The sequence below is a fragment of the Streptomyces sp. ISL-36 genome, from assembly GCF_018614205.1.
Classification (GTDB): Bacteria; Actinomycetota; Actinomycetes; order Streptomycetales; family Streptomycetaceae; genus Streptomyces.
Genome location: NZ_JAGGOS010000134.1, coordinates 1 through 21,217, shown reverse-complemented (window position 1 = coordinate 21,217; position 21,217 = coordinate 1). Strand labels below are relative to the sequence as shown.

At 72.6% G+C, this 21,217-nt stretch carries 16 protein-coding genes and 1 pseudogene; 9 read left to right on the top strand and 8 right to left on the bottom strand.

Annotation, left to right across the window (positions count from 1 at the left end; genetic code table 11):
• A pseudogene (locus J7E93_RS30480) lies at nucleotides 1-1,779 on the top strand (hypothetical protein); the annotation flags it as partial.
• Between the two features lie 147 nt (nucleotides 1,780-1,926).
• Here the strand turns inward: J7E93_RS30480 and J7E93_RS30475 are convergent.
• Entirely contained in the window at nucleotides 1,927-2,370 is a 444-nt protein-coding gene (locus J7E93_RS30475) for a hypothetical protein (RefSeq protein WP_251067307.1), read from the bottom strand.
• Nucleotides 2,371-2,796: 426 nt separating this feature from the next.
• On the opposite strand from J7E93_RS30475, the gene J7E93_RS30470 reads away from it, so the two are divergent.
• Genes J7E93_RS30470 through J7E93_RS30455 form a run of 4 tightly spaced genes read left to right on the top strand, consistent with a single transcriptional unit; the run spans nucleotide 2,797 to nucleotide 6,982 of the window.
• Nucleotides 2,797-5,532: a nitrate- and nitrite sensing domain-containing protein gene (locus J7E93_RS30470; protein ID WP_215073245.1), complete on the top strand. Its 2,736-nt coding sequence runs from the start codon at nucleotides 2,797-2,799 to the stop codon at nucleotides 5,530-5,532.
• Nucleotides 5,529-5,969: a roadblock/LC7 domain-containing protein gene (locus J7E93_RS30465; protein ID WP_215073244.1), complete on the top strand. Its 441-nt coding sequence runs from the start codon at nucleotides 5,529-5,531 to the stop codon at nucleotides 5,967-5,969. The genes J7E93_RS30470 and J7E93_RS30465 overlap by 4 nt, the downstream gene beginning before the upstream one ends.
• Nucleotides 5,970-5,982: 13 nt before the next feature.
• A complete protein-coding gene (locus J7E93_RS30460; RefSeq protein ID WP_215073243.1) occupies nucleotides 5,983-6,396 on the top strand; it encodes a DUF742 domain-containing protein in 414 nt (137 codons plus the stop codon).
• Nucleotides 6,377-6,982, top strand: a complete 606-nt coding sequence (locus J7E93_RS30455) for an ATP/GTP-binding protein (RefSeq protein WP_215073242.1) — start codon at nucleotides 6,377-6,379, stop codon at nucleotides 6,980-6,982. Before J7E93_RS30460 ends, J7E93_RS30455 begins: the two co-directional genes overlap by 20 nt.
• A gap of 106 nt (nucleotides 6,983-7,088) precedes the next feature.
• Here J7E93_RS30455 and J7E93_RS30450 read toward each other — a convergent pair whose 3' ends face one another.
• The 3 genes from J7E93_RS30450 to J7E93_RS30440 form a co-directional block, all read right to left on the bottom strand.
• Nucleotides 7,089-8,276: a lipid-transfer protein gene (locus J7E93_RS30450; protein WP_215073241.1), complete on the bottom strand. Its 1,188-nt coding sequence runs from the start codon at nucleotides 8,274-8,276 to the stop codon at nucleotides 7,089-7,091.
• Complete coding sequence (locus J7E93_RS30445) at nucleotides 8,273-8,743, bottom strand: Zn-ribbon domain-containing OB-fold protein (RefSeq protein ID WP_215073240.1); 471 nt, start codon at nucleotides 8,741-8,743, stop codon at nucleotides 8,273-8,275. The genes J7E93_RS30450 and J7E93_RS30445 overlap by 4 nt, the downstream gene beginning before the upstream one ends.
• Nucleotides 8,744-8,900: 157 nt before the next feature.
• On the bottom strand, nucleotides 8,901-9,710 hold the full coding sequence (locus J7E93_RS30440) for a M15 family metallopeptidase (protein WP_215073239.1): 810 nt from the start codon (nucleotides 9,708-9,710) through the stop codon (nucleotides 8,901-8,903).
• On the opposite strand from J7E93_RS30440, the gene J7E93_RS30435 reads away from it, so the two are divergent.
• Nucleotides 9,709-10,269, top strand: a complete 561-nt coding sequence (locus tag J7E93_RS30435; protein WP_215073238.1) for an NUDIX domain-containing protein — start codon at nucleotides 9,709-9,711, stop codon at nucleotides 10,267-10,269. The two genes, J7E93_RS30440 and J7E93_RS30435, sit on opposite strands and share 2 nt — an antisense overlap.
• A gap of 114 nt (nucleotides 10,270-10,383) precedes the next feature.
• Here the strand turns inward: J7E93_RS30435 and J7E93_RS30430 are convergent, their stop codons facing one another.
• A complete protein-coding gene (locus tag J7E93_RS30430; RefSeq protein ID WP_215073237.1) occupies nucleotides 10,384-12,738 on the bottom strand; it encodes a glycoside hydrolase family 31 protein in 2,355 nt (784 codons plus the stop codon).
• A 214-nt stretch (nucleotides 12,739-12,952) separates the two neighbouring features.
• On the opposite strand from J7E93_RS30430, the gene J7E93_RS30425 reads away from it, so the two are divergent.
• On the top strand, nucleotides 12,953-14,923 hold the full coding sequence (locus J7E93_RS30425) for an acetoacetate--CoA ligase (protein WP_215073236.1): 1,971 nt from the start codon (nucleotides 12,953-12,955) through the stop codon (nucleotides 14,921-14,923).
• 92 nt (nucleotides 14,924-15,015) lie between these two features.
• Here the strand turns inward: J7E93_RS30425 and J7E93_RS30420 are convergent, their stop codons facing one another.
• Nucleotides 15,016-16,338 (bottom strand): aminotransferase class I/II-fold pyridoxal phosphate-dependent enzyme, encoded by a 1,323-nt coding sequence (locus J7E93_RS30420; protein WP_215073235.1) that lies wholly within the window; start codon nucleotides 16,336-16,338, stop codon nucleotides 15,016-15,018.
• Nucleotides 16,339-16,386: 48 nt separating this feature from the next.
• Here J7E93_RS30420 and J7E93_RS30415 point away from each other — a divergent pair, with 48 nt between their 5' ends.
• Together J7E93_RS30415 and J7E93_RS30410 are read left to right on the top strand one after the other, a co-directional pair.
• Nucleotides 16,387-17,649, top strand: a complete 1,263-nt coding sequence (locus J7E93_RS30415) for an MFS transporter (RefSeq protein WP_308368840.1) — start codon at nucleotides 16,387-16,389, stop codon at nucleotides 17,647-17,649.
• A 22-nt stretch (nucleotides 17,650-17,671) separates the two neighbouring features.
• Nucleotides 17,672-18,565, top strand: a complete 894-nt coding sequence (locus J7E93_RS30410; protein ID WP_215073234.1) for a hypothetical protein — start codon at nucleotides 17,672-17,674, stop codon at nucleotides 18,563-18,565.
• Nucleotides 18,566-18,628: 63 nt separating this feature from the next.
• Here the strand turns inward: J7E93_RS30410 and ptsP are convergent, their stop codons facing one another.
• Together ptsP and J7E93_RS30400 are read right to left on the bottom strand one after the other, a co-directional pair.
• Entirely contained in the window at nucleotides 18,629-20,299 is a 1,671-nt protein-coding gene (ptsP, locus tag J7E93_RS30405) for a phosphoenolpyruvate--protein phosphotransferase (RefSeq protein ID WP_215073233.1), read from the bottom strand.
• Between the two features lie 83 nt (nucleotides 20,300-20,382).
• Nucleotides 20,383-20,832, bottom strand: coding sequence for a PTS glucose transporter subunit IIA (locus tag J7E93_RS30400; protein WP_215073232.1), 450 nt, complete (start codon nucleotides 20,830-20,832; stop codon nucleotides 20,383-20,385).
• Nucleotides 20,833-21,217: the final 385 nt, after the last annotated feature.

Below are 21,217 nucleotides of genomic sequence, written 5' to 3'. Positions count from 1 at the left end.
GCCCAGCGCGCCGCCGACGACGCCCACCGCACCGCCCGCGCCCTGCGGGCCGAGCGCGCCGAGATCGCCGGCGCCCCCGACCAGCTCCCCGAGCCGGACGCCGACGCCCCCCGTACCGCACTGCCGACCCTCCGCGAGGCGTACCGCGCCGCCTCCCAGCTGTACGAGAAGGTCGGCGTCGGCGCCGACCTGCGCGCCGAACAGGCCCGCGCCGAGAGCGACGAGTCCGCCGCCCTCGCCGAGCTCGACCGCCTCACCAACAAGGTCCGCACCCGCGCCGAGCAGCTTCTGGAGTCGACCGACGGCGCCGACGGCCCGTCGCGCCAGGCCGCCGCCGCCCGTGCCGAGTCCCTGGTCCAGATGCTGGAGACCCGTGCGTCCGAGGCGAGCGAGAAGCTCGGCCGGCTCCGCGGTGAGGCCGAGCGGCTGGCCCCCGAGGACGGCGAGTCGCACACCGACCTGCCCGAGGAACTGGTCCCCGCCGACGCCGAGCAGGCCCAGGCCCTGCTCCGTACGGCGACCACCGAACTGGCCGCCCGTACCGACGCCCTGGAGGCCGCGCGCACCGCGCACGCCGGCCTCCTGCGCGCCCACCGCGCAGCCGAGGACGCCGCCGGCGGCTTCGAGGAGACGGCGGCGCTCCTGCGGGACCTGCTGCGCGACCACGCGGAGGACGAGCAGGACGGGCCCGAGCCCTACCCGGGCACCCTGGAGGAGGCCCGGAACTCCGCCGCCGAGGCCCGCCGCTCGCTGCGCGCCTGCGCCGCGGAGCTCTCCGCCGCGGACTCCGCGGTGCGCGAGGCGAGCGACATCCTCGTACGGCACGCCAACTCCAACCGGTACGAGCAGGTCCGTACCCCCGCACGGCAGCAGATCCGTGAACTGCCCGCGGCCGCGCTCCCCGAGCACGCCGCCAAGTGGGCCGAGGCCTTCGCGCCCCGGCTGCGGGTCCTCACCGACGAGCTGGAGCAGCTGGAGCGCAACCGCGACTCGATCGTCGACCGGCTGCGCGGACTGGTGGAGTCCGCGCTGACCACGCTCCGCTCGGCGCAGCGCCTGTCCCGGCTGCCCGAGGGGCTCGGCGAGTGGTCGGGCCAGGAGTTCCTGCGCATCCGCTTCGAGGAGCCGGACCAGGCCACGCTCACCGAGCGGCTCGGCGAGGTCGTCGACGAGGCGACCCGCGCGGCCGTAAGGAAGAACTCCGACCTGCGCAGGGACGGTATGTCCCTGCTGCTGCGGGGCGTCCAGGCGGCCCTGGAACCGCGGGGCATCGCGGTCGAGATCCTGAAGCCGGACGCCGTCCTGCGCGCCGAGCGCGTCCCGGTCGGGCAGATGGGCGACGTCTTCTCCGGCGGCCAGCTCCTCACCGCCGCCATCGCCCTCTACTGCACGATGGCCGCGCTGCGCTCCAACGACCGGGGCCGTGACAAGCACCGCCATGCGGGCACCCTGTTCCTCGACAACCCGATCGGCCGCGCCAACGCCACGTACCTGCTGGAGCTCCAGCGGGCCGTCTCGGACGCGCTCGGCGTCCAGCTCCTCTACACGACCGGTCTGTTCGACACGACGGCGCTCGCGGAGTTCCCGCTGGTCATCCGGTTGCGCAACGACGCCGACCTGCGTGCGGGACTGAAGTACATCAGCGTGGAGGAGCATCTGCGCCCGGGCCTCCCGCAGCCCGGCGCGGACGGCGAGAACATCCACGGCGAGATCACCGCGACCCGCATGTTCCGCCGCACCCCGGCGGAGGACCCCCGCGCCACGGCCGCGGCGGAGTAGGGGCGGGGCGGGGCGCGAACGGCCCGGCCCCCGAGAGGGGACCGGGCCGGTTCACCGCAGATGTCTCGGGCCGGCACCGCGGACGTGTCCGTCCGGCACCGCAGACGTCTCGGGCAGCACCCGAGACGCGGCCGCACCGGAGATGTCTCAGGCCACCTCGGACAGTGCGCGTGACTCCGTCCCTCCGCGGGCCTCGGACGTGCGCCGTATCGCGGCGGCCCCGTGCCCCGGCTCGCTCTCCACCGCCCGCGCGGCCTTGCGGGCCCGGCGCCGCTCGCGCCGCAACTGGCGGGCCGTACTGCTCGGCTCCGACACCACGCCGTTGCGCTGCCGCCACACCTGACGCGTCACCCACACATCGAGGACGCTCCAGGTCGCCACCACCGTGCTGCCCACCGAGCTGAGCAGCATCGGAAACGCGAGCCATGATCCCGTCACCGCGCAGAAGAAGGCCACCATCGCCTGTATGAGCGTCACCGACGTGAGCAGTACGGCCCGTACGGCGGCGGTGCGCACCGGATCGGGCATCCGGCGCCGGCCCTTCTCGTCCTCCACCCACAACTGCCGCGCCGACCGCGTCTCGTGCTCCATCGTTCCGTCACTCCCCACCGCCGAACGTCTTACAAGGGTGGCTGCCCGCCTTGAGCCGCTTTACGCGGACACACCCCGCCCCGTACACAAAGACGTTCAGGGGAGGGAAAAGGTTTCCCCACTCACGCACCGGAACGAACAGTTCCAGCCATCCGTCGCAGCAGAAAAAGTGCGGCGTGGCCACGTGTCCTGCGCCACAGTGACGAATCCCAACTCCCGGAATACCAGGACATCTCATGATCAACGCTCACTCGACAGGCTGAAAATCGTCCGGACGTGCCTTCGAGTTGACTGTGATGCAGTAGTAGGCTCGCGCCGCCGTTTGTTGAAGCTGACGGTGGACGCCGTGTGTTGACGCTGTGTGTTGACACCACGCGTCGACAAGGGGGATCTCCGCGCCGGGCGGAGGCCGAGCTGGGGGAGGCCATGCGCTTTCGCGGGAAGTCCATCCGCCGGAAGATCGTGGCGTTGTTGCTGGTGCCCCTCGTCTCCCTCACCGGTCTCTGGGGGTTCGCGACGGTGCTCACCGGCCGCGAGGCCGACCAGCTCCTCGACGTCGGCTACATCGTCGACAAGGTCGGCTACCCCGTGGAAGACACCGTCCGTGTCATCCAGAAGGAACGCCGCCAGTCGCTGGTCTACCTCGCCGACCCGCGCGCCTCCGACGCCCTCACCACCCTGCGCGAACAGCGTGAGGCCACCGACCGCCAGATCGCCCTCATCCGTCGCAACGCCGCCGATTCCGGCGTACGCGAAGAGATGCGGCCCCTCGCCTCCCAGCGCCTCGGCTCCCTCCTCGAAGCGCTCGACGGCCTCGACTCGCTGCGCCGCTCCGTGGAGAACCGCAGCATCGGCCGCCTCCAGGCACTCGACTTCTACAACCGGCTCGTCGACCCCTGTTACAGCTTCCTCATGACCCTCCACGCGCTCGAGAACGTGGAGATGGACAAGCAGGGCCGCGCCCTCGTCGGCGTGGTCCGCGCCCGCGAACTGCTCTCCCGCGAGGACGCCCTGGTCCTCTCCGCGCTCATCTCCGAACGCATCACCGCCCAGGAACTCCGCGCCGTCTCCGACCTCATCGCCAACCGCAAGCAGTTCTACGAGGTCAACCTCGAAGTCCTGCCCGGCCGCGAGCGCGACACCTTCGAGAAGTACTGGCAGAGCCCCGCCACCCAACCGCTGCGCCGCGCCGAAGAGGCGCTGATCGTCGCGGGCCCCGCCAAGAATCCCCGCACCGTCACCGCGGAGCGGTGGGAGGAGCAGACGACCCCCGTCCTGGACGACCTCGCCCGCGAGAACACCGCGGCGGGCGACCGCTACCAGGACCGCGTCCAGCCCGCCGCCTACAGCGTGCTGCTCAAGGCCGGTGTCGCCGGCGTCCTCGGTTTCCTCGCCCTGCTCGTCTCCGTCGTCGTCTCCGTCCGCGTCGGCCGCGGACTCATCCGCGACCTGCGCAGACTGCGCAAGGAGGCCCAGGAGGTCTCCGGCGTCCGCCTGCCGAGTGTGATGCGCCGCCTCGCCGCCGGCGAACACGTCGACGTGGAGACCGAGGTGCCGCATCTGCGGTACGAGGAGGACGAGGTCGGCCAGGTCGGCCAGGCCCTCAACACCCTCCAGCGCGCCGCCGTCGAGGCGGCCGTCAAGCAGGCCGACATGCGCCGCGGCGTCTCCGAGGTCTTCGTCAACCTCGCCCGCCGCAACCAGGTCCTGCTGCACCGCCAGCTCACGCTCCTCGACACCATGGAGCGGCGCACCGAGGACACCGAGGAACTCGCCGACCTGTTCCGCCTCGACCACATGACCACCCGTATGCGCCGCCACGCCGAGGGCCTGGTGATCCTCTCCGGCGCCGCGCCCTCCCGCCAGTGGCGCAAGCCCGTCCAGCTCATGGACGTCGTACGCGCGGCCGTCGCCGAGGTCGAGGACTACGAGCGGATCGAGGTCCGCCGACTGCCCCGCCTGGGCGTGGGCGGCCCCGCCGTCGCCGACCTCACCCACCTCATCGCCGAACTCCTGGAGAACGCCACGGTGTTCTCGCCCCCGCACACCGCCGTACAGGTGCTCGGCGAGCGGGTCGCCAACGGCTTCACCCTCGAGATCCACGACCGCGGCCTCGGCATGAACCCCGACGCCCTGCTCGACGCCAACCTGCGCCTGGCCGAGACCCCCGAGTTCGAGCTCTCCGACACCGACCGCCTCGGCCTCTTCGTGGTCAGCCGGCTCGCCCAGCGCCAGAACGTCCGGGTCTCGCTGCAGCCCTCGCCGTACGGGGGCACCACCGCGGTCGTCTTCATCCCGGCCGCCCTGCTCACCGACGCGCCCGAGACCCAGGGCGCCGGCTTCCGCCTGGACCGCAAGACCCTGGACCGCACGAGCCGGGACCGGGAGAGCGGACCCGGCGCCGCCGGCCGGCCGGCCCGCCGCGCGGTGCTCACCCAGGTCCCCCGGTCGGCGGGCCCCTCGCTGCTCGACGGCCCCCTCGACGGACCCATCGAGCTCGAACCACCCCTGAGCTCCATCGGCTTCGACGAGCTGCTCGCCCCGTCCGCCGCCGACCTCGAGGACACCGAGAGCGAGCGCGGCGGGATCTTCCGCGCCCGCGAACGCCGCCGCCTGGGAGGCCTCGCCCCGGCTCCGGACGGTGAGCAGCACCAGCAGGCCACGGACCGGACGCTCGACCCGACGTCCGACCGGGCACACGACAGCGGGCCCGTGCCCCTGCCCCGCCGCCGGCCTCCGACGCTCGTCGTCGACCACGGGCGCCGCATCGACGAACCGGGACGGGCCCACCCCGCGTCCGCCCAGGCCCCGCAAGGACCTCTGGCCCCTTCCGCGTCCCGCCCGGAGACTCCGCACGTACCCGGGCGGGGGACGCCGCCGCCCACGCTGGTGCCGGTACCGCCCGAGGGCCCCGCGCCGTTCGGCGGGCTGCCCCGCAGGGTCCGTCAGGCGAGCCTCGCGCCCCAGCTGCGCGAGACGGGGGAGCGCGCCGACGACCGGGCGCGCACCGGCTCCGGGGCCGCCGCCGAGGCGGACTTCGAGCGGGACGCCGAGGAAGTCCGCAACCGCATGGCGTCGATGCAGCGCGGCTGGCAGCGCGGACGACGACAGAACGCCGAGACGACAGCACCAGGAACGACACCCGAGGGGGACGGTCGATGACCGCACCGAACGCCGCAGCACTCAACACCTCCGGAAACGGCAACGGCGAGCTGAACTGGCTCCTCGACGAGCTCGTCCAGCGGGTCGGATCCATCCGCAAGGCCTTGGTGCTCTCCAGCGACGGGCTTGCCACCGGCGCCTCCGCGGACCTGACCCGCGAGGACGGCGAGCACCTCGCCGCTGTCGCCTCCGGCTTCCACAGCCTCGCCAAGGGCGTCGGACGCCACTTCGAGGCGGGCAGGGTCCGCCAGACCGTCGTGGAGCTTGAGGACGCCTTCCTCTTCGTCACGGCGGCCGGTGACGGCAGCTGCCTCGCCGTCCTCGCGGACGCCGACTCGGACGTCGGCCAGGTCGCCTACGAGATGACGCTGATGGTCAAGCGGGTCGGCGTCCATCTCGCGACAGCCCCCCGCGCCGGTTCGACCGCCGGAGGGTGAGTGGGGGGACGGCATGACTGACGCAGACCAGCAGCACCAGGGGGCGCACCCGGCCCATCACTGGTTCGACGACGATGCCGGGCCGGTGGTCCGTCCGTACGCGATGACCCGCGGCCGGACCAGTGCCGCCAACCGGCACCGGCTCGACCTCATCGCCGTGGTGGTGCCCGAGCCGGCGGCCGACGACCCCGGCCGGGACCAGACGCTCTCCCCGGAACATGTGGAGATCGTCGAACGCTGCTCGGACACGCCCCAGTCGATCGCCGAACTCGCCGCCGGACTCGACCTTCCCGTCGGGGTCGTCCGTGTCCTCGTCGGCGATCTCGTCGAGGACGAACTCGTCCACGTGACCCGCCCCGTTCCGCCGGCCGAGCTGCCGGACGTGAGCATTCTCCGCGAGGTGATCAATGGCCTTCGGGCGCTCTAGCCGCAAGAAGCCTCTCGTCGAACCGGTGACGCTGAAGATCCTGGTCGCGGGCGGATTCGGGGTCGGCAAGACGACACTGGTCGGTGCGGTCAGCGAGATCAGACCGCTGCGCACCGAGGAGATGCTGAGCGAGGCGGGGCGGCCCGTCGACGATCTGCACGGCGTGGAGAACAAGTCGACCACCACGGTCGCGATGGACTTCGGGCGGATCACGCTCCGCGAGGACCTGGTCCTCTACCTCTTCGGCACCCCCGGACAGGACCGCTTCTGGTTCCTGTGGGACGAACTGGCCCAGGGAGCGCTCGGCGCGATCGTCCTGGCCGACACGCGCCGTCTGGAGGAGAGCTTCGCCGCGATCGACTACTTCGAGCGGCGCGGCATTCCGTTCACGGTCGCGGTCAACTGCTTCGAGGGGGCCCAGCGATTCCCCGCCGAGAGCGTCCGCGGCGCCCTCGACCTCGACCCCGAGGTGGAGCTGCTGATGTGCGACGCCCGCGACCGGGAGTCCGTGAAGAACGTGCTCGTGGCCGTGGTCGAACACGCCCTGGTCCTCGCGGACCGCGGCGCGGCCCCGGTCGCCACATAAGAGGCACCTGCGCGGCCCCGGCCGCCACCTGAGAAAGACGCGCTCGGCCCCGGTCGCCCCCCGGGCCGCGCGCGGCCCGGGGCGACGGTGGTGGCGCGCGGCGTGTTCAGCGCACCGCCACCACCGCCGAGCCGTGCCCGAACAGGCCCTGGTTCGCGGTCATCCCGACCCGCGCGCCGGGCACCTGACGGCTCCCCGCGGTGCCCCGCAGCTGCCAGGTCAACTCGCAGACCTGCGCGATGGCCTGGGCGGGCACCGCCTCGCCGAAGGACCCCAGGCCGCCGCTGGTGTTGACCGGAACGCGGCCGCCGAGCGCCGTCACCCCTTCCCGTACCAGCTTCGCCCCCTCGCCCGGCCCGCACAGGCCGATGTCCTCGTACCACTCCAGCTCCAGCGCGGTGGACAGGTCGTACACCTCGGCCAGCGACAGGTCCTCGGGCCCGATGCCCGCCTCCTCGTACGCGGCCCGTGCGATCGACGCACGGAAGGAGTACGGCGAGGGGGAGACGGCGGTCGCGGAGTCGGTCGCGATGTCGGGCAGGTCGAGGACCGCCTTCGGGTACGTCGGTGTGACGGTGGAGACCGCCCGGACGCGGACGGGGTCCGGGTGCCCGTGCCGGCGGGCGAACTCCATGCTGGAGAGGACCAGTGCCGCGCCCCCGTCCGAGGTGGCGCAGATGTCGAGCAGCCGGAGCGGATCGGCGACCACGGGCGAGGAGGCCACGTCCTCGCTGCTCACCGCCTTGCGGTAGCGGGCAAGGGGGTTGAGCGCGCCGGCCGCCGCGTTCTTCACCTTGACCTGCGCGAAGTCGTCCACCGTGTCCCCGTACAGCGCCATCCGCCGGCGCGCGTAGAGCGCGAAGTAGGCGGGGTTGGTCGCCCCGAGCACCCGGAAGCGCAGCCAGTCGGGATCGTCGGGCCGCTCCCCGCCCGCGGGGGCGAAGAAGCCCTTGGGCGCCGCGTCGGCGCCGACGACGAGGACGACGTCCGCGAGGCCGGCGAGGATCTGGGCGCGCGCGGTGGAGACGGCCTGCGCCCCGGAGGCGCAGGCGGCGTACACACTGGTGACCCGCGCCCCCTGCCACCCGAGGGCCTGTGCGAAGGTCGCGCCCGCCACGTACCCGGGATAGCCGCACCGCACGGTGTCCGCCCCGACCACCGAGTCGACGTCCGGCCAGCCCAGACCCGCGTCGGCGAGCGCGGTACGGGCCGCCGCCCTCCCGTACTCGACGAAGCTGCGGCCCCACTTGCCCCACGGGTGCATCCCGGCACCCAGGACGGCGATGTCGCTCATGCCCCGCCCTCCGCCACGCCGGCGGCCACCGGCCGCCAGTGCCAGGTCGTCCAGGTGTGCTCCTCGTCCTCGTTCAGGACCCCAGGCACCACCTCGACCTCCATCCCGACGGCCAGGTCCGAGGTCCGCACCCCCGGCGCGGCCTGGCCGAGCACCACCATCGCCTCGGCCGCCAGTTCCACGGCGACCAGGGTGTACGGCTGCCAGGCCGCCTCCGGGTCGGAGACGTAGGGTGCGGGCGGCCGGTAGCGGCCGTCGGTGTACGACCACACGCGGCCGCGCCGGGAGAGCGGCCGCTCGACGAGCTCACCTCCACCCGGGCAGCCCGGATTGCGGCACCAGGAGTCCTCACGGGGGAAGAAGACCGCGTCGCAGGCCGTGCAGCGGCTGCCGAGCAGCCGGAAGCCGTCCTCCCCGCCGTCTTCCGTGAACCATCCGGCCACCACAGGTCTGCGCGTTCGTGTCACGACGGCCCTCCCGGAGCACACTCATCTGACGAACCGTCAGAATTGTGGCACGGATGCCGGTGCCTGAGAACCGTACGGACCCGTCCTGCGTCCTTCCGGACAGCACGGGCGGCCGGGACCCACGGGGGTGGTCCCGGCCGCCCGTCATCTGTGAGTCTCAGTGCCCGGCCACCGACCGCCGCGCCACCGGGAAGTCGAAGAACGTGCTCGGGAACGGCTCCGGCTTGAAGGTGAAGTGCCACCACTCCTCGGGAAGGTTCACGAACCCCTGCTCGGCCAGCGTCCCCTTCAGCAGCTGCCGGTTGGCCCGCTGAGCCCCCTGAATCCTCTGGTCGTCGGTGTGCGAGAGGGTGTCGAAGCAGTCGAAGCCCGTCCCCATGTCCACCGAGTTGTCCGGGAAACGCTCGGCCTGCGGGGCGTAGCACTCCACCAGCGGCTCGCCCGGCACGTACGGTCGCGTGGGCGCCGCGGGCAGCTTCACGATCGTCAGATCGACCGTCGAGCCCCGGCTGTGCCCGGACTTCTCCGCGATGTAACCGTCCGTGAACAGCCTCGACTTGTCGACCAGGGGATAGAACTCCTCCTTCATCCGCTCGTCGTCGAGATCCTTAGCCCAGCGCACGAAGTGGTCGACGGCCCGCTGCGGCCGGTAACAGTCGTACACCTTGAGCGAGTAGCCCTGCGCGAGCAGCTTCACCTGCGCGCGGTGCAGCGCCTCGGCGGCCGGGCGCGTCAGGATGCACAGCGGTTGGCGGTAGCCGTCGACGGGCTCGCCGACGAAGTTGTGGACCGTGGTGTAACGCATCTCCTGGATGATCGTCCGGTCCACCGAGCTCAGCGCCACGAACTCCTTCGGAGCCTTCGGCTCCGGCCTGGCCTGCGCGGACGGTACGGCGGCGGTGGCGGCGAGCAGACCGGCGGCGACGGTCACACCGAGGGTACGGAAAGCGGAAGCAAGTCCTGTCATGTGCACCATCTATCAGTTCCACCGGGCGCGGGAAAGGGTGATCGCATACGGTCCTGCCGTGAAGGACTCCTACTGCTCCCACTGCGGCGCCCGCTCCACAGAGACCGCCACCTGGCCCCGCACCTGCGCCGCCTGCGGCTCCGTCGCCTACCGCAACCCGCTCCCCGTCGCCGTCGCCCTGCTTCCCGTGACGGATGGGCAGGAGACGGGGCTCGTCGTCATCACCCGCGCCATCGAACCCCGACGGGGAGGCGTCGCCCTGCCCGGCGGATTCATCGACCACGCCGAGGACTGGCGGGACGCCGTCGTCCGCGAACTGCGCGAGGAGACCGGCATCGAGGCGCCGGCGGCGGACGTACGGCTCGCCGACGCGCTCAGCTCCCAGGGCGGGCACCTCCTCCTCTTCGGCCTGCTCCCGGCCCGCCCGGCAGCCGACCTGCCGCCCTCCACCCCGACGGACGAGACCACCGGCCGGCATCTGCTGCGCGCACCGGCGGAACTCGCCTTCCCGCTCCACACGGAGGCGGTACGCCGCTGGTTCGCGGGGATGTACGACTGAGGAGGCGCCCTCACCCCGGGGGCCGGCGCGCGGACGGGGCACCGCCGGTACGCGGACGGGGACCAGCGGCGCGCGGACGGGCGCCGTCGCCCGTGGACGGGGCACCGCCGGCCGTCACTCCTCCAGCCCCCGCACCCGCACCGCCAACCCCACCTCCTCCGTCCCCGCGTCCGTCACGCGCTCCACCACCACCCGGCCGTCCACCAACCGCGACGCGTACCGCTCGATCTCGCCCGGCCGCCACCCGTCCCCGGTGTCCCGCACGACCAGCCCCCCACCGGTCCGCCCCGCCGCCGGAGCCCACACCTCCAGCTCCAGGTCCCCTCCCTCGCCCCGCACCGGGATCACCGCGCCCGCCCGCGCGAGCACCGGAACCCGGGACAGCGGCGCGTCGAGCAGGACCTGCCCCGGCCCCTCGTAGGCCCGGCCCGTCGCCGTGTCGTACCAGTGCCCGCGCGGCAGCCGCACCGCCCGCCGGTCTGCCCCTCGCGTGAGGACCGGCGCCACGAGCAGCGCGTCGCCCAGCAGGAACGCGTCCTCGCAGTCCCGCAGCGCCCGGTCCTCCGGCGCGCCCCACCACACCGGCCGTACGTAGGGCGCCCCGGTCAGCCGGGCGAGCTGCGCGAGCGTGACGAAGTACGGACGCATCCGTTCCCGCTCGGCCAATGCCACGCGCGCGTGCTCCAGCACCTCGGGACCGAACTCCCACGGCTCGCGACGCCCCGCGTCGATCGCCGCGTGCGTACGGAACAGCGGCAGCCACGCCCCCAACTGGAACCAGCGCAGGAACAGTTCCGGCGACGGGCTCCCGTCGAAACCGCCCACATCGGGCCCCGAGTACGGCACCCCGCACAGCCCGAGCCCCAGAACCAGCGCCAAGGACGCCCGAAGACCCGGCCAGCCCGTCGACACATCACCGGACCAGGTCCCCCCGTACCGCTGCATCCCCGCCCATCCGGAGCGCGAGAAGAGGAAGGGCCGTTCCGCCGGCCGCAGCCGGCGCAGCCCCTCGAAGCCGGCCCGGGCCATCGTCAGCCCGTACACGTTGTGCCCTTCGCGGTGGTCACCTCCCCGGCCCTCCAGCGCGTGCCGCGACGAACGGGGGAGCGACTGGTCGCCGAAGGGGGCGAAGGACACCGGCTCGTTCATGTCGTGCCAGAACCCGGAGAAGCCCTGCGCGAGCCGCTCCTCGTACAACCCGCCCCACCACTCCCGTACCGCGGGATCCGTGAAGTCCGGATAGGCGCACTCGCCCGGCCAGACCACCCCGTGGACCTCCTCCCCGCGGCCGTCCCGGACGAAGGCGCCGACCGCGGTGCCGCTGTCGTACACCGGGTTCCCCGGCTCCGCCTTCACCGCGGGGTCCACGATCGACACGAGCCGTACGCCCCTCTCCCGCAGCTCGGCCGCGAGCCCCGGCAGGTCCGGAAACCGCTCACGGTCCACCGTGAACACCTGGTGCGAGTCGAAGTGGTCGATGTCCAGGTGCAGGACGGACAGCGCAAGCCCCCGCTCCCGGTAGCCGTCCACCACCCGCCGCACCTCGCGCTCGCTGCCGAACCCCCACCGCGCGTGCTGGGGCCCCAACGCCCATGACGGTGGCAGCGCCGGCGCCCCCGTGAGCGCCGCCCACCCGTGCAGCACCCGCGCGGGCGTGCCGACCACGACCCAGCAGCGCAGCGGCCCGCCCTCCATCCTGACCTCGCTGGTGCCGGGCCGGTCGTGCCCGGAACCAGCGCCCTCCTCGCCTTCGGTGAGCGTGACCCGGCCGTCCCAGGAGTTGTCGTGGAACGCCAGATGCGTCCCCGCGTCCGAGACGACGAACTGCACCGGCATGGTGATGTACAGCGGATCGTCGCCAGGCGCGAAGGACCCGTGCGGATCGGTGTTCCACAGCCGGTACGAACCGTCCCGCAGCCGCGGCCCCGACGCCCGCCCGCCCAGCCCGAAGAACCGCGCGTCCGCGGGCAGCTCACTGCGCTGCACCCACCGTGCGGGGCCGCCGTCGACCGGCTCCCACCACCGCGGCGGCAGATCCCGGCGCAGCAGCAGGCCGCCCGGGGTACGGATCTCCACCGCACCGTGCCGGGAGACCGCCACCGTCACCCGCTCCGACACCACCCGCCAGCCGCCGTCCGTGTCCGGCTCCAGCCGGGCGCGCGGGTCCGGCTGCGGCGGCTCTCCCGCCAGCGCGTACGACGGAAGCGGCTCCGCCCCGTCCCAGCCCCAGAAAACCGTCCCCCCGGCCGACACACTGATCCGCAGCTCCGAGCGGGCGAACCGGACGGTCCCGCCCCCCGGAAGCGGCTCCGCCTCGCCGACCGGCCCCGGCACCCGGGCCCGCTCCGCCCCCCTCGGCGGCAGCCCCCGCGCATCCGCCCGACGCTGCCGCCACGCCGACCGCACCACCCGCAACCCCTGCACCGATCCGAACACCCTCACCGAACGCACCAGCTCACGACCGTCCATGCCGCTCACCCTGCCAGCCCGGAGGGCGCCGGAGAGGTTCGTTCAACTGCCGTTCACCCGTGGTGGGAGCACATATTCAACCGCCCGACCATGGGTGGGGAACCCTGGTGCGAACGCCGCTCCCATGGCATCGTCCCTGTCAGCCGCGTCACGCGCACACCCCAGCACGTGCGCGCGACACACGCAGATCCCGCGTACGCCCAGGAGCCGCCCCATGACATCAGCGCACACCGAGCCGCTCTGGCAGCCGGACGAGGAACGCATCGCCGCAGCCGCGGTCACCCGCTTCCAGTCCTGGGCCGCCGAGCGCCACGGAGCACCGGCCGAGGGCGGATACCCCGCCCTGCACCGCTGGTCGGTCGAGGAGCTGGAGTCGTTCTGGCAGGCCGTCGTCGAGTGGTTCGACATCCGCTTCTCCACCCCGTACGAGCGCGTCCTCGGCGACCGTTCGATGCCGGGCGCCCAGTGGTTCCCCGGCGCCACCCTCAACTATGCCGAGCACGCCCTGCGCGCCGCGGACCAGCGCCCCCAGGACACGGCCCTGCTCCATGTGGACGAGACACATGAACCCCGGCCGATCACCTGGGCGGAGCTACGCCGTCAGGTCGGCTCCCTCGCCGCCGAGCTGCGCGCCCTGGGCGTCCGGCCGGGCGACCGTGTCAGTGGCTACCTTCCGAACATCCCGCAGGCCGTCACCGCCCTCCTCGCCACCGCCGCCGTCGGCGCCGTCTGGACCTCCTGCGCGCCGGACTTCGGCGCGCGCAGCGTCCTGGACCGCTTCCAGCAGGTGGAGCCGGTGGTCCTGTTCACCGTGGACGGCTACCGGTACGGAGGAAAGGAGCACGACCGCCGCGAGACCGTCGCCGAGCTGCGCGCCGAACTCCCCACCCTCCGCGCCGTCGTCCACATCCCGCTGCTCGGCACGGAGCCGCCCGAGGGAGCGCTCGCCTGGGCCGACCTCACCTCGGCCGACGTGGAACCGGTCTTCGAACAGGTCGACTTCTCCCACCCCCTGTGGGTCCTGTACTCCTCGGGCACGACGGGCCTGCCCAAGGCGATCGTGCAGTCCCAGGGCGGCATCCTCGTCGAGCACTTCAAGCAGCTGGGCCTGCACTGCGACCTCGGCCCCGAGGACGTGTTCTTCTGGTACACCTCCACCGGCTGGATGATGTGGAACTTCCTCGTCTCCGGTCTCCTCACCGGCACCACCGTCGTCATCTACGACGGCAGCCCGGGCTACCCCGACACCGGCGCCCAGTGGCGGGTCGCCGAGCGCACCCGCGCCACCCTCTACGGCACCTCCGCCGCGTACGTCATGGCCTGCGCGAAGGCGGAGGTCCACCCGGGACGCGACTTCGACCTCTCGGCGATCAGGTGCGTGGCCACCACCGGCTCCCCGCTCCCGCCCGACGGCTTCCGCTGGCTGCACGACGAGGTCCGCGAGGATCTGTGGATCGCCTCGGTCAGCGGCGGCACGGACGTCTGCTCCTGCTTCGCGGGCGCCGTCCCCACCCTCCCCGTGCACATCGGGGAGCTCCAGGCGGCCGGCCTCGGCACCGACCTGCAGTCCTGGGACCCCTCGGGCAAGCCGCTGATCGGCGAAGTCGGTGAACTGGTCGTCACCAACCCGATGCCGTCCATGCCGATCCACTTCTGGAACGACCCCGACGGCAGCCGCTACCGCGACAGCTACTTCGAGATGTTCCCGGGCGTCTGGCGCCACGGCGACTGGATCACGATCACCGACCACGGCTCCGTGATCATCCACGGCCGCTCCGACTCGACCCTGAACCGCCAGGGCGTACGGATGGGCAGCGCCGACATCTACGAGGCCGTCGAGCGGCTCCCGGAGATCCGCGAGTCCCTGGTGATCGGCCTGGAGGAGCCGGACGGCGGCTACTGGATGCCGCTCTTCGTCCACCTCGTGGACGGTGCGACGCTCGACGACGAACTGATCGGCCGCATCAAGCGGACGATCCGCACCGAACTCTCGCCGCGCCACGTCCCCGACGACATCATCGAGGTCCCCGGCGTCCCCCACACCCTCACCGGCAAGCGCATCGAGGTGCCGGTCAAGCGCCTCCTCCAGGGCACCCCGATGTCCAAGGCCGTCAACCCGGGCTCGGTCGACAACCTCGACCTGCTCCACTTCTACGAGGGCCTGGCCCGCACCAGGGGCGCATAAGCCCCGCCCGGGGTCCCGCGGCACTCTTCACGCCGTGGGACCCCGCCCGGTTCCCGGTTGCCGCCGCGCCGCGCCGCGACGGGCGCCGGCCCTCACCCCCCGTACGTCGCCTGCGATTCGCCCAGCACCTCCGCGAAGTCGGCCGCCAGGCGTCCCGCCGCCTCCACCCCCAGCGCCGCCGTCGTGATGCGCACCGCCGTCGGCGACGCGATGCGGAACCGCGCCCCGGCCGCGACCCACCACCCCCGCGTCCGCAGCCCGTTGACCACTGCCGACTCGTCCCGCACCGGCACCCACACATTGAGCCCGCTCGACCCGACAGCGGCGATCCCGTACGTCGCCAGGCCCTCGACGAGCGCCGTACGCCGGGAGCCGTACGCCGCCTCGCCCGCGGCCACCAGGTCCGCCACCGACGGGTCACGCAGCAGCCCGGCCACCGTCTCCTGCAGGACGTGACTGACCCAGCCGGACGTCATGAGCATCCGTCCGTCGTGCCGCGCCAGCGTCACCGCGTCGCACGCGAGACCCGCCCAGCGCAGGTCCACCCCCAGGTGCTTGGAGACGGTCCGCACCTGGGCCCACCGCTCGAGCCCGCCCACCGCCGCCAAGGTGTGGGCCGGCGCGCCCGCGACGTCCGCGTTGTGGTCGTCCTCGATGACGAGCACCCCAGGGAACTCCCGCACCACCGCCACCAGTTCGTCCCGCCGCGCCCGTGTGAACCAGGCACCCGTCGGGCACTGCCCCCGCGGACTGCACACCACCGCCCGCACGCCGGCCCGCAGCGCGGCACGCAGCGCGTCGGGCACCAGCCCTTCGTCGTCCACGGCGACCGGCACCGTCCGCAGCCCCAGGGCGGGCACCAGGTCGAGCAGGTGATGGAAGCCGGGATCCTCCACCGCCACCGCGTCCCCCGGCCGCAGTTCGGTCGAGAGCAGCCGCGCGACGCAGTCCAGAGCGCCGTGCGCGAACGTCACTTGCTCCGACGGCACCGCGTCCCGCTCGAACCAGGCACGGGTCAGCTCCTGAAGGTCCGGGAGCCGGGGCGCGGCACGGTGGGATCCGTACACCGGGGGAATCGGAGAGGGCGGCCTCAGCTCGGGCAGGAACGCCGGGTCGGGGTGACCGCCCGCCAGGTCCACCAGCCCGGCCGGCACGGGCGGCGGCCGTCGCGACGCCACCGAGGGCGCCTCCGCGACCACGGTCCCGCCCCTCCCGCGCGTCACCACGACACCCCGCTGCCGCAGTTCCTTGTACGCGGTGGCGACCGTGCCGGGGCTGACCCCGAGGTCGTCCGCGAGCCGCCGTACCGGAGGCAGCGCGTCCCCCGGCCCGAGGCCGCCCTCGGCCACCGCGTGCTCGATGGACGCGGCAATTCCCTTGGCCGTCGTCCCCTGGATCGAATATTGTGCTGCCACGTACCAAACAATGTATCAATACAAAAGCGGAGTCAAGGGGGACACCGAGTGAGCCGCTCACCGCTGAAGAACCGCATCCCGGGAGGGGTCAACGGCCGCCGCATGCTCGTCATCGGCTTCATCGACAAGTGCGGCACCGGACTCTGGGCCACCTCGATCGCCCTCTACTTCACCTACGTCACCGGACTCGGCATCGCCCAGGTCGGACTCCTCGTCGGCATCTCCGGCGGCGTCGGCATCGCCGGCGCCCCCCTCGCCGGACGCCTCGCCGACCGCTTCCCCGTCACCCGCGTCCTCATCGGCGCCCAACTCCTGCGCGCCGCGGCGCTCCTCGCCCTCCTCACCACCGACCACTACGCCCTGCTCGTCCTCTACTCCGCCATCGGCGCCCTGCCCGACCGCGCCACCAACGTCCTCACCAAGCTGTACGCCGCCCGCATCGCCGGACCCGAACGCGTCCGCTACCAGGCCATCAACCGCACCGTCTCCAACCTCGGCTGGGCGTTCGGCGGACTCGGCGCCGCGGCCGCACTCTCCGTCGCCACCAGCACGGCCTTCCAGCTCCTGCTCGTCGGCAACGTCCTGTCGTACGTCGTGATGGCCGCCCTCACCCTGCGCTGCGCCGAACCCGCCGCCCCCTCCCGCATCGCGGCCGACTCCACGACAGCGGCACCGCACGCCAAGCCCACCAGCCCCTGGCGCGACCGCACCTACCTGCTCTTCACCGCCACCGAGGCGGGTCTCGGCCTCCACGACACGATCCTCCAGGTCGCCATGCCGCTCTGGATCGTCCACGCCACCGACGCCCCGGTCGGCCTCGCCCCCATGCTCCTCGTCCTCAACAGCGTCCTGGTCGTCCTCTTCCAAGTACCGCTCGCACGCTTCGGCGCCACCACCGACGCCGCCCGACGGCTCCTCGTCCCCCTCGCCTGCCTCTTCGTCACCGGCACCCTCGCCCTCACCGCCTCGGCCGTCACCGGGCGCGGACTCGCCATCGCCGCACTCCTCACAGCCGCCGTCGTCCTCACCTTCGCCGAGATGATCCACGCCACCGCCTCCTGGGAACTCTCCCTCGCCCTCGCCCCCGGCGACGCCCAAGGCGCGTACCTCGGCGTCCACGGCCTCGCCGCCGCGACCCAGCGGTTCGCCGGCCCCCTCCTGCTCACCGCCGTCGTCAGCGCCGGCCCCCTCGCCTGGCCCCTCCTCGGCGCGGGCCTCGTCGCTACCTGCGCCGGCCAGCACCGCCTCGTCCGACGCCGCCCCGGCGATCCGTCACTGTCAGTGCAGCCCGTTACGGTGAGTGAGCACTGATCGACAGAGCCCAGGGGGAGCCATGAACCAGCCCACCACCACATCCCTGCGCCGCGCCCTGCGCCGCGAAGTCCCCAGCACCGTCGGCCTCCTCGCCGACGCCCACGACTTCACCGCCATGCGCCGGTACGCCACCTTCCCCTTCGACGACCACCCCGCCTACCTCCGCCAGGTCGAGGGCCTGCTCAAAGCCCTCGCCACCCAGGGCGGCCACACCACCGTCGCCCTCTTCGACCCCGAGGAGTACGCCCAGTACTGCGAGGACACCGGCATCGACCCCAACCGCCCCGCCAGCCGCAGCCGCTACACCGCCGAACTGGCCGCCGACGGCGCCCGCGTCACCTACACCGGCCAGCCGATGACCGCACTGGTCCCCACCCTCGTCGACACCGCGGTCCGCCGCGCCACCTGGGAGTACGCCACGACGCTCCTCACCGACACCGGCGACTGCGCCGCCTGCGGACAGGACATCGGCAGGGCCGCCTTCGCCCACGCCTCCCGCCTGCTCATGCGACTCCTCGAAGCCGCCGGACCCGGCACCCACCACCTCGTCTGCAGCGTCCCCGCGGCCGACGAGCAGCTCCTCGCCGCCCTCCACGCCACCTGCGACGACGACCGGCCCATCGAACTCGACAGCGACGAGACCGCCGAGTTCGTCACCGTCCTCGCCGCCGGCATCGCCCTCGAAAGCCCCGGAGGAGTGGTCCTGCGCACCACGAACCCCGGCGCCCGTGACCGCCTCCACGGCTGGCGCCTCACGCACGGCAGCCTGATCCCCCTCACCGAAGCCGAGGTCTTCAGCGCCTACTGCACCGACGCCCGCACCGGAGAACCCCTCTCCCCGGAACCGCACGTCGACTACCGCGCCGGCTTCGACCTCACCCCCGAGGCCGACGACTGGCCCACCCACCCCTGACGCGGAAGGGGCTCCCCGCCACTGACGTGACGGGAAGCCCCTTCTCCGAACAACCTGCCGGGATCACTCCCCGGACAGCACCGCCTGCGCGGCCACACGGGCCTCCTCGGCCGTGTCCGCCGCACGCGCGGCGGCGGCAGCCCGCTCGCACTGCGCCAGCGTGTACTTCGCGAGCGTCGCCCGCACGTACGGAATCGACGCGGCACCCATCGACAGAGAGGTCACACCCAGGCCCGTCAGCACACAGGCGAGCAGCGGATCCGAGGCAGCCTCACCACAGACGCCACAGCTCTTGCCCTCGGCCTTGGCCGCCTCGGCGGACATCGCGACCAGGTCGAGCAGCGCCGGCTGCCACGGATCCTGCAGCCGCGACACCGCACCCACCTGACGGTCGGCGGCGAAGGTGTACTGCGCCAGGTCATTGGTGCCCAGCGACAGGAACTCCACCTCCTGCAGGATCGAACGAGCCCGCAGAGCGGCGGAGGGAATCTCCACCATCGCACCGAACTTCGCCCGCAGCCCCGCCTCACGGCACGCGTCGGCGAAGGCCTTCGCGTCCGTACGGTCGGCCACCATCGGCGCCATGACCTCGAGGTACACCGGCAGACCCTCGACGGCCTTCGCCAGCGCCGTCAGCTGCGTCCGCAGCACCTCCGGGTGGTCGAGCAGCGTCCGCAGACCCCGCACACCCAGCGCCGGGTTCGGCTCGTCCGCCGGGGTCAGGAAGTCGAGCGGCTTGTCCGCACCGGCGTCCAGCACCCGCACGACGACACGACCCTCGGGGAACGCCTCGAGAACCTTCCGGTACGCCTCGACCTGCTTCTCCTCGGACGGAGCCTTCTCGCTGTCGTCCAGGAAGAGGAACTCCGTACGGAACAGACCGACGCCCTCGGCCCCCGCCTCCACCGCGGCCGGCACGTCCGCCGGACCACCGACGTTGGCGAGCAGCGGCACCTTGTGCCCGTCCGAGGTCGCCCCCGGACCGCTGGACGCGGCAAGAGCGGCCCTGCGCTCGGCGGCGGCCGCCGTCAGCTGAGCCTTCTTGTCCTCGCTCGGGTCCACGAAGATCTCGCCGGTGGACCCGTCCACCGCGATGACCGTGCCCTCGGCGATCTCACCCGCGCCGGGCAGCGCGACCACGGCCGGTACGCCCAGCGCCCGCGCGAGGATCGCGCTGTGGCTGGTCGGCCCGCCCTCCTCGGTCACGAAGCCCAGGACGAGAGCCGGGTCGAGCAGCGCCGTGTCGGCCGGCGCGAGGTCGCGCGCGATCAGCACGTACGGCTCGTCGCTGTCCGGCACACCCGGCATCGGCACACCCAGCAGGCGCGCGACGATACGGTTCCGCACGTCGTCGAGGTCGGCGACGCGACCGGCCATGTACTCACCCGCACCCGCGAGCAGCTCGCGGTAGTGGGAGAACGCGTCGTAGATACCGCGCTCGGCCGTGCTGCCGACCGCGATCCGGCGGTCGACGTCGGCGATGAGCTCCGGGTCCTGCGCGATCATCGCCTGGGCCTCGAGCACGTGCTGCGCCTCGCCCCCGGCCAGATTGCCGCGTGCAATCAGGTCGGCAGCCACAGCTTCCACGGCCTGACGGGCGCGCCCCTGTTCGCGCTCCGCCTCTTCGGCGGGAATCTGCTTGGCCGGCGGCTCCAGGACCGCCGTACCCATGTGCCGTACCTCGCCGATCGCCACTCCGTGGCTTACGCCGACGCCTCGCAGCGTTGTCTCCATCTCACCCGTCTCCGATAGAGCGGCGGCATCCGGCCGCCGCGATGTATGGCGAACTCGTGGTCGTCCCGAGGACGACGCCGACGTCAGTTCCAGCCGAAGAGCTGGTCGTCGGCCTTCACGTCGCCGTCCTCCACGACATGGGAGAGGGAGTCGGCCGTGGCCTCCAGAGCCACGACAGGACAGATGGGGGACTTGCCCGCGGCCTCGACATCGGCGGGGTTCCAGCGCACGACGGCCTGTCCGCGCGTCACGGTGTCGCCCTTGTTGACGAGGAGCTCGAAGCCCTGCCCGTTGAGCTGGACGGTGTCGATCCCGAGATGGGTCAGCACACCGTGGCCCTCGGCGTCGACGACGACGAACGCGTGCGGGTGCAGAGAGACGATGACGCCGTCGACCGGGGACACGGCCTCCGACGCCTCACGCACGGGGTCGATGGCGGTACCGGGGCCGACCATCGCGCCGGAGAAGACGGGATCGGGCACTGCGGCAAGACCGATGGCGCGTCCAGCAAGTGGCGACGTCACGGTTGTCATGGGAAGCCTCCCAGGGGCGGAGATTGTGTGGCGCCGTCACTACCTGTCCTGGACGGCGTACTGTTGAGAAGCGTAAGTCATAAGAAGTCCCGGTTCCGCATGAGACGTACCAGTTGGCGGACCTAGGGACTACCCGGAAACGATTTGCCTCTACTGACGGTGGGATGTACTGTCGTACCCCTGCCTGACCCCAACGCGACGCTGAGTCGTGGGTCCGTGGCAGCACCTATCAAGCCAGATCCTAACCCCAGTGGTCTACACCTCTGCATGCCTGCGGAGGGGGTGGTCGGGGGGAGCGAAAAAGCCTGGTAGTGTTTGACCCCGCCGCAAGGGAAAGCGCGAAAAGCGAATTCCTGGAACGGCAAGCCCGCTCCAGCGGGTGGCG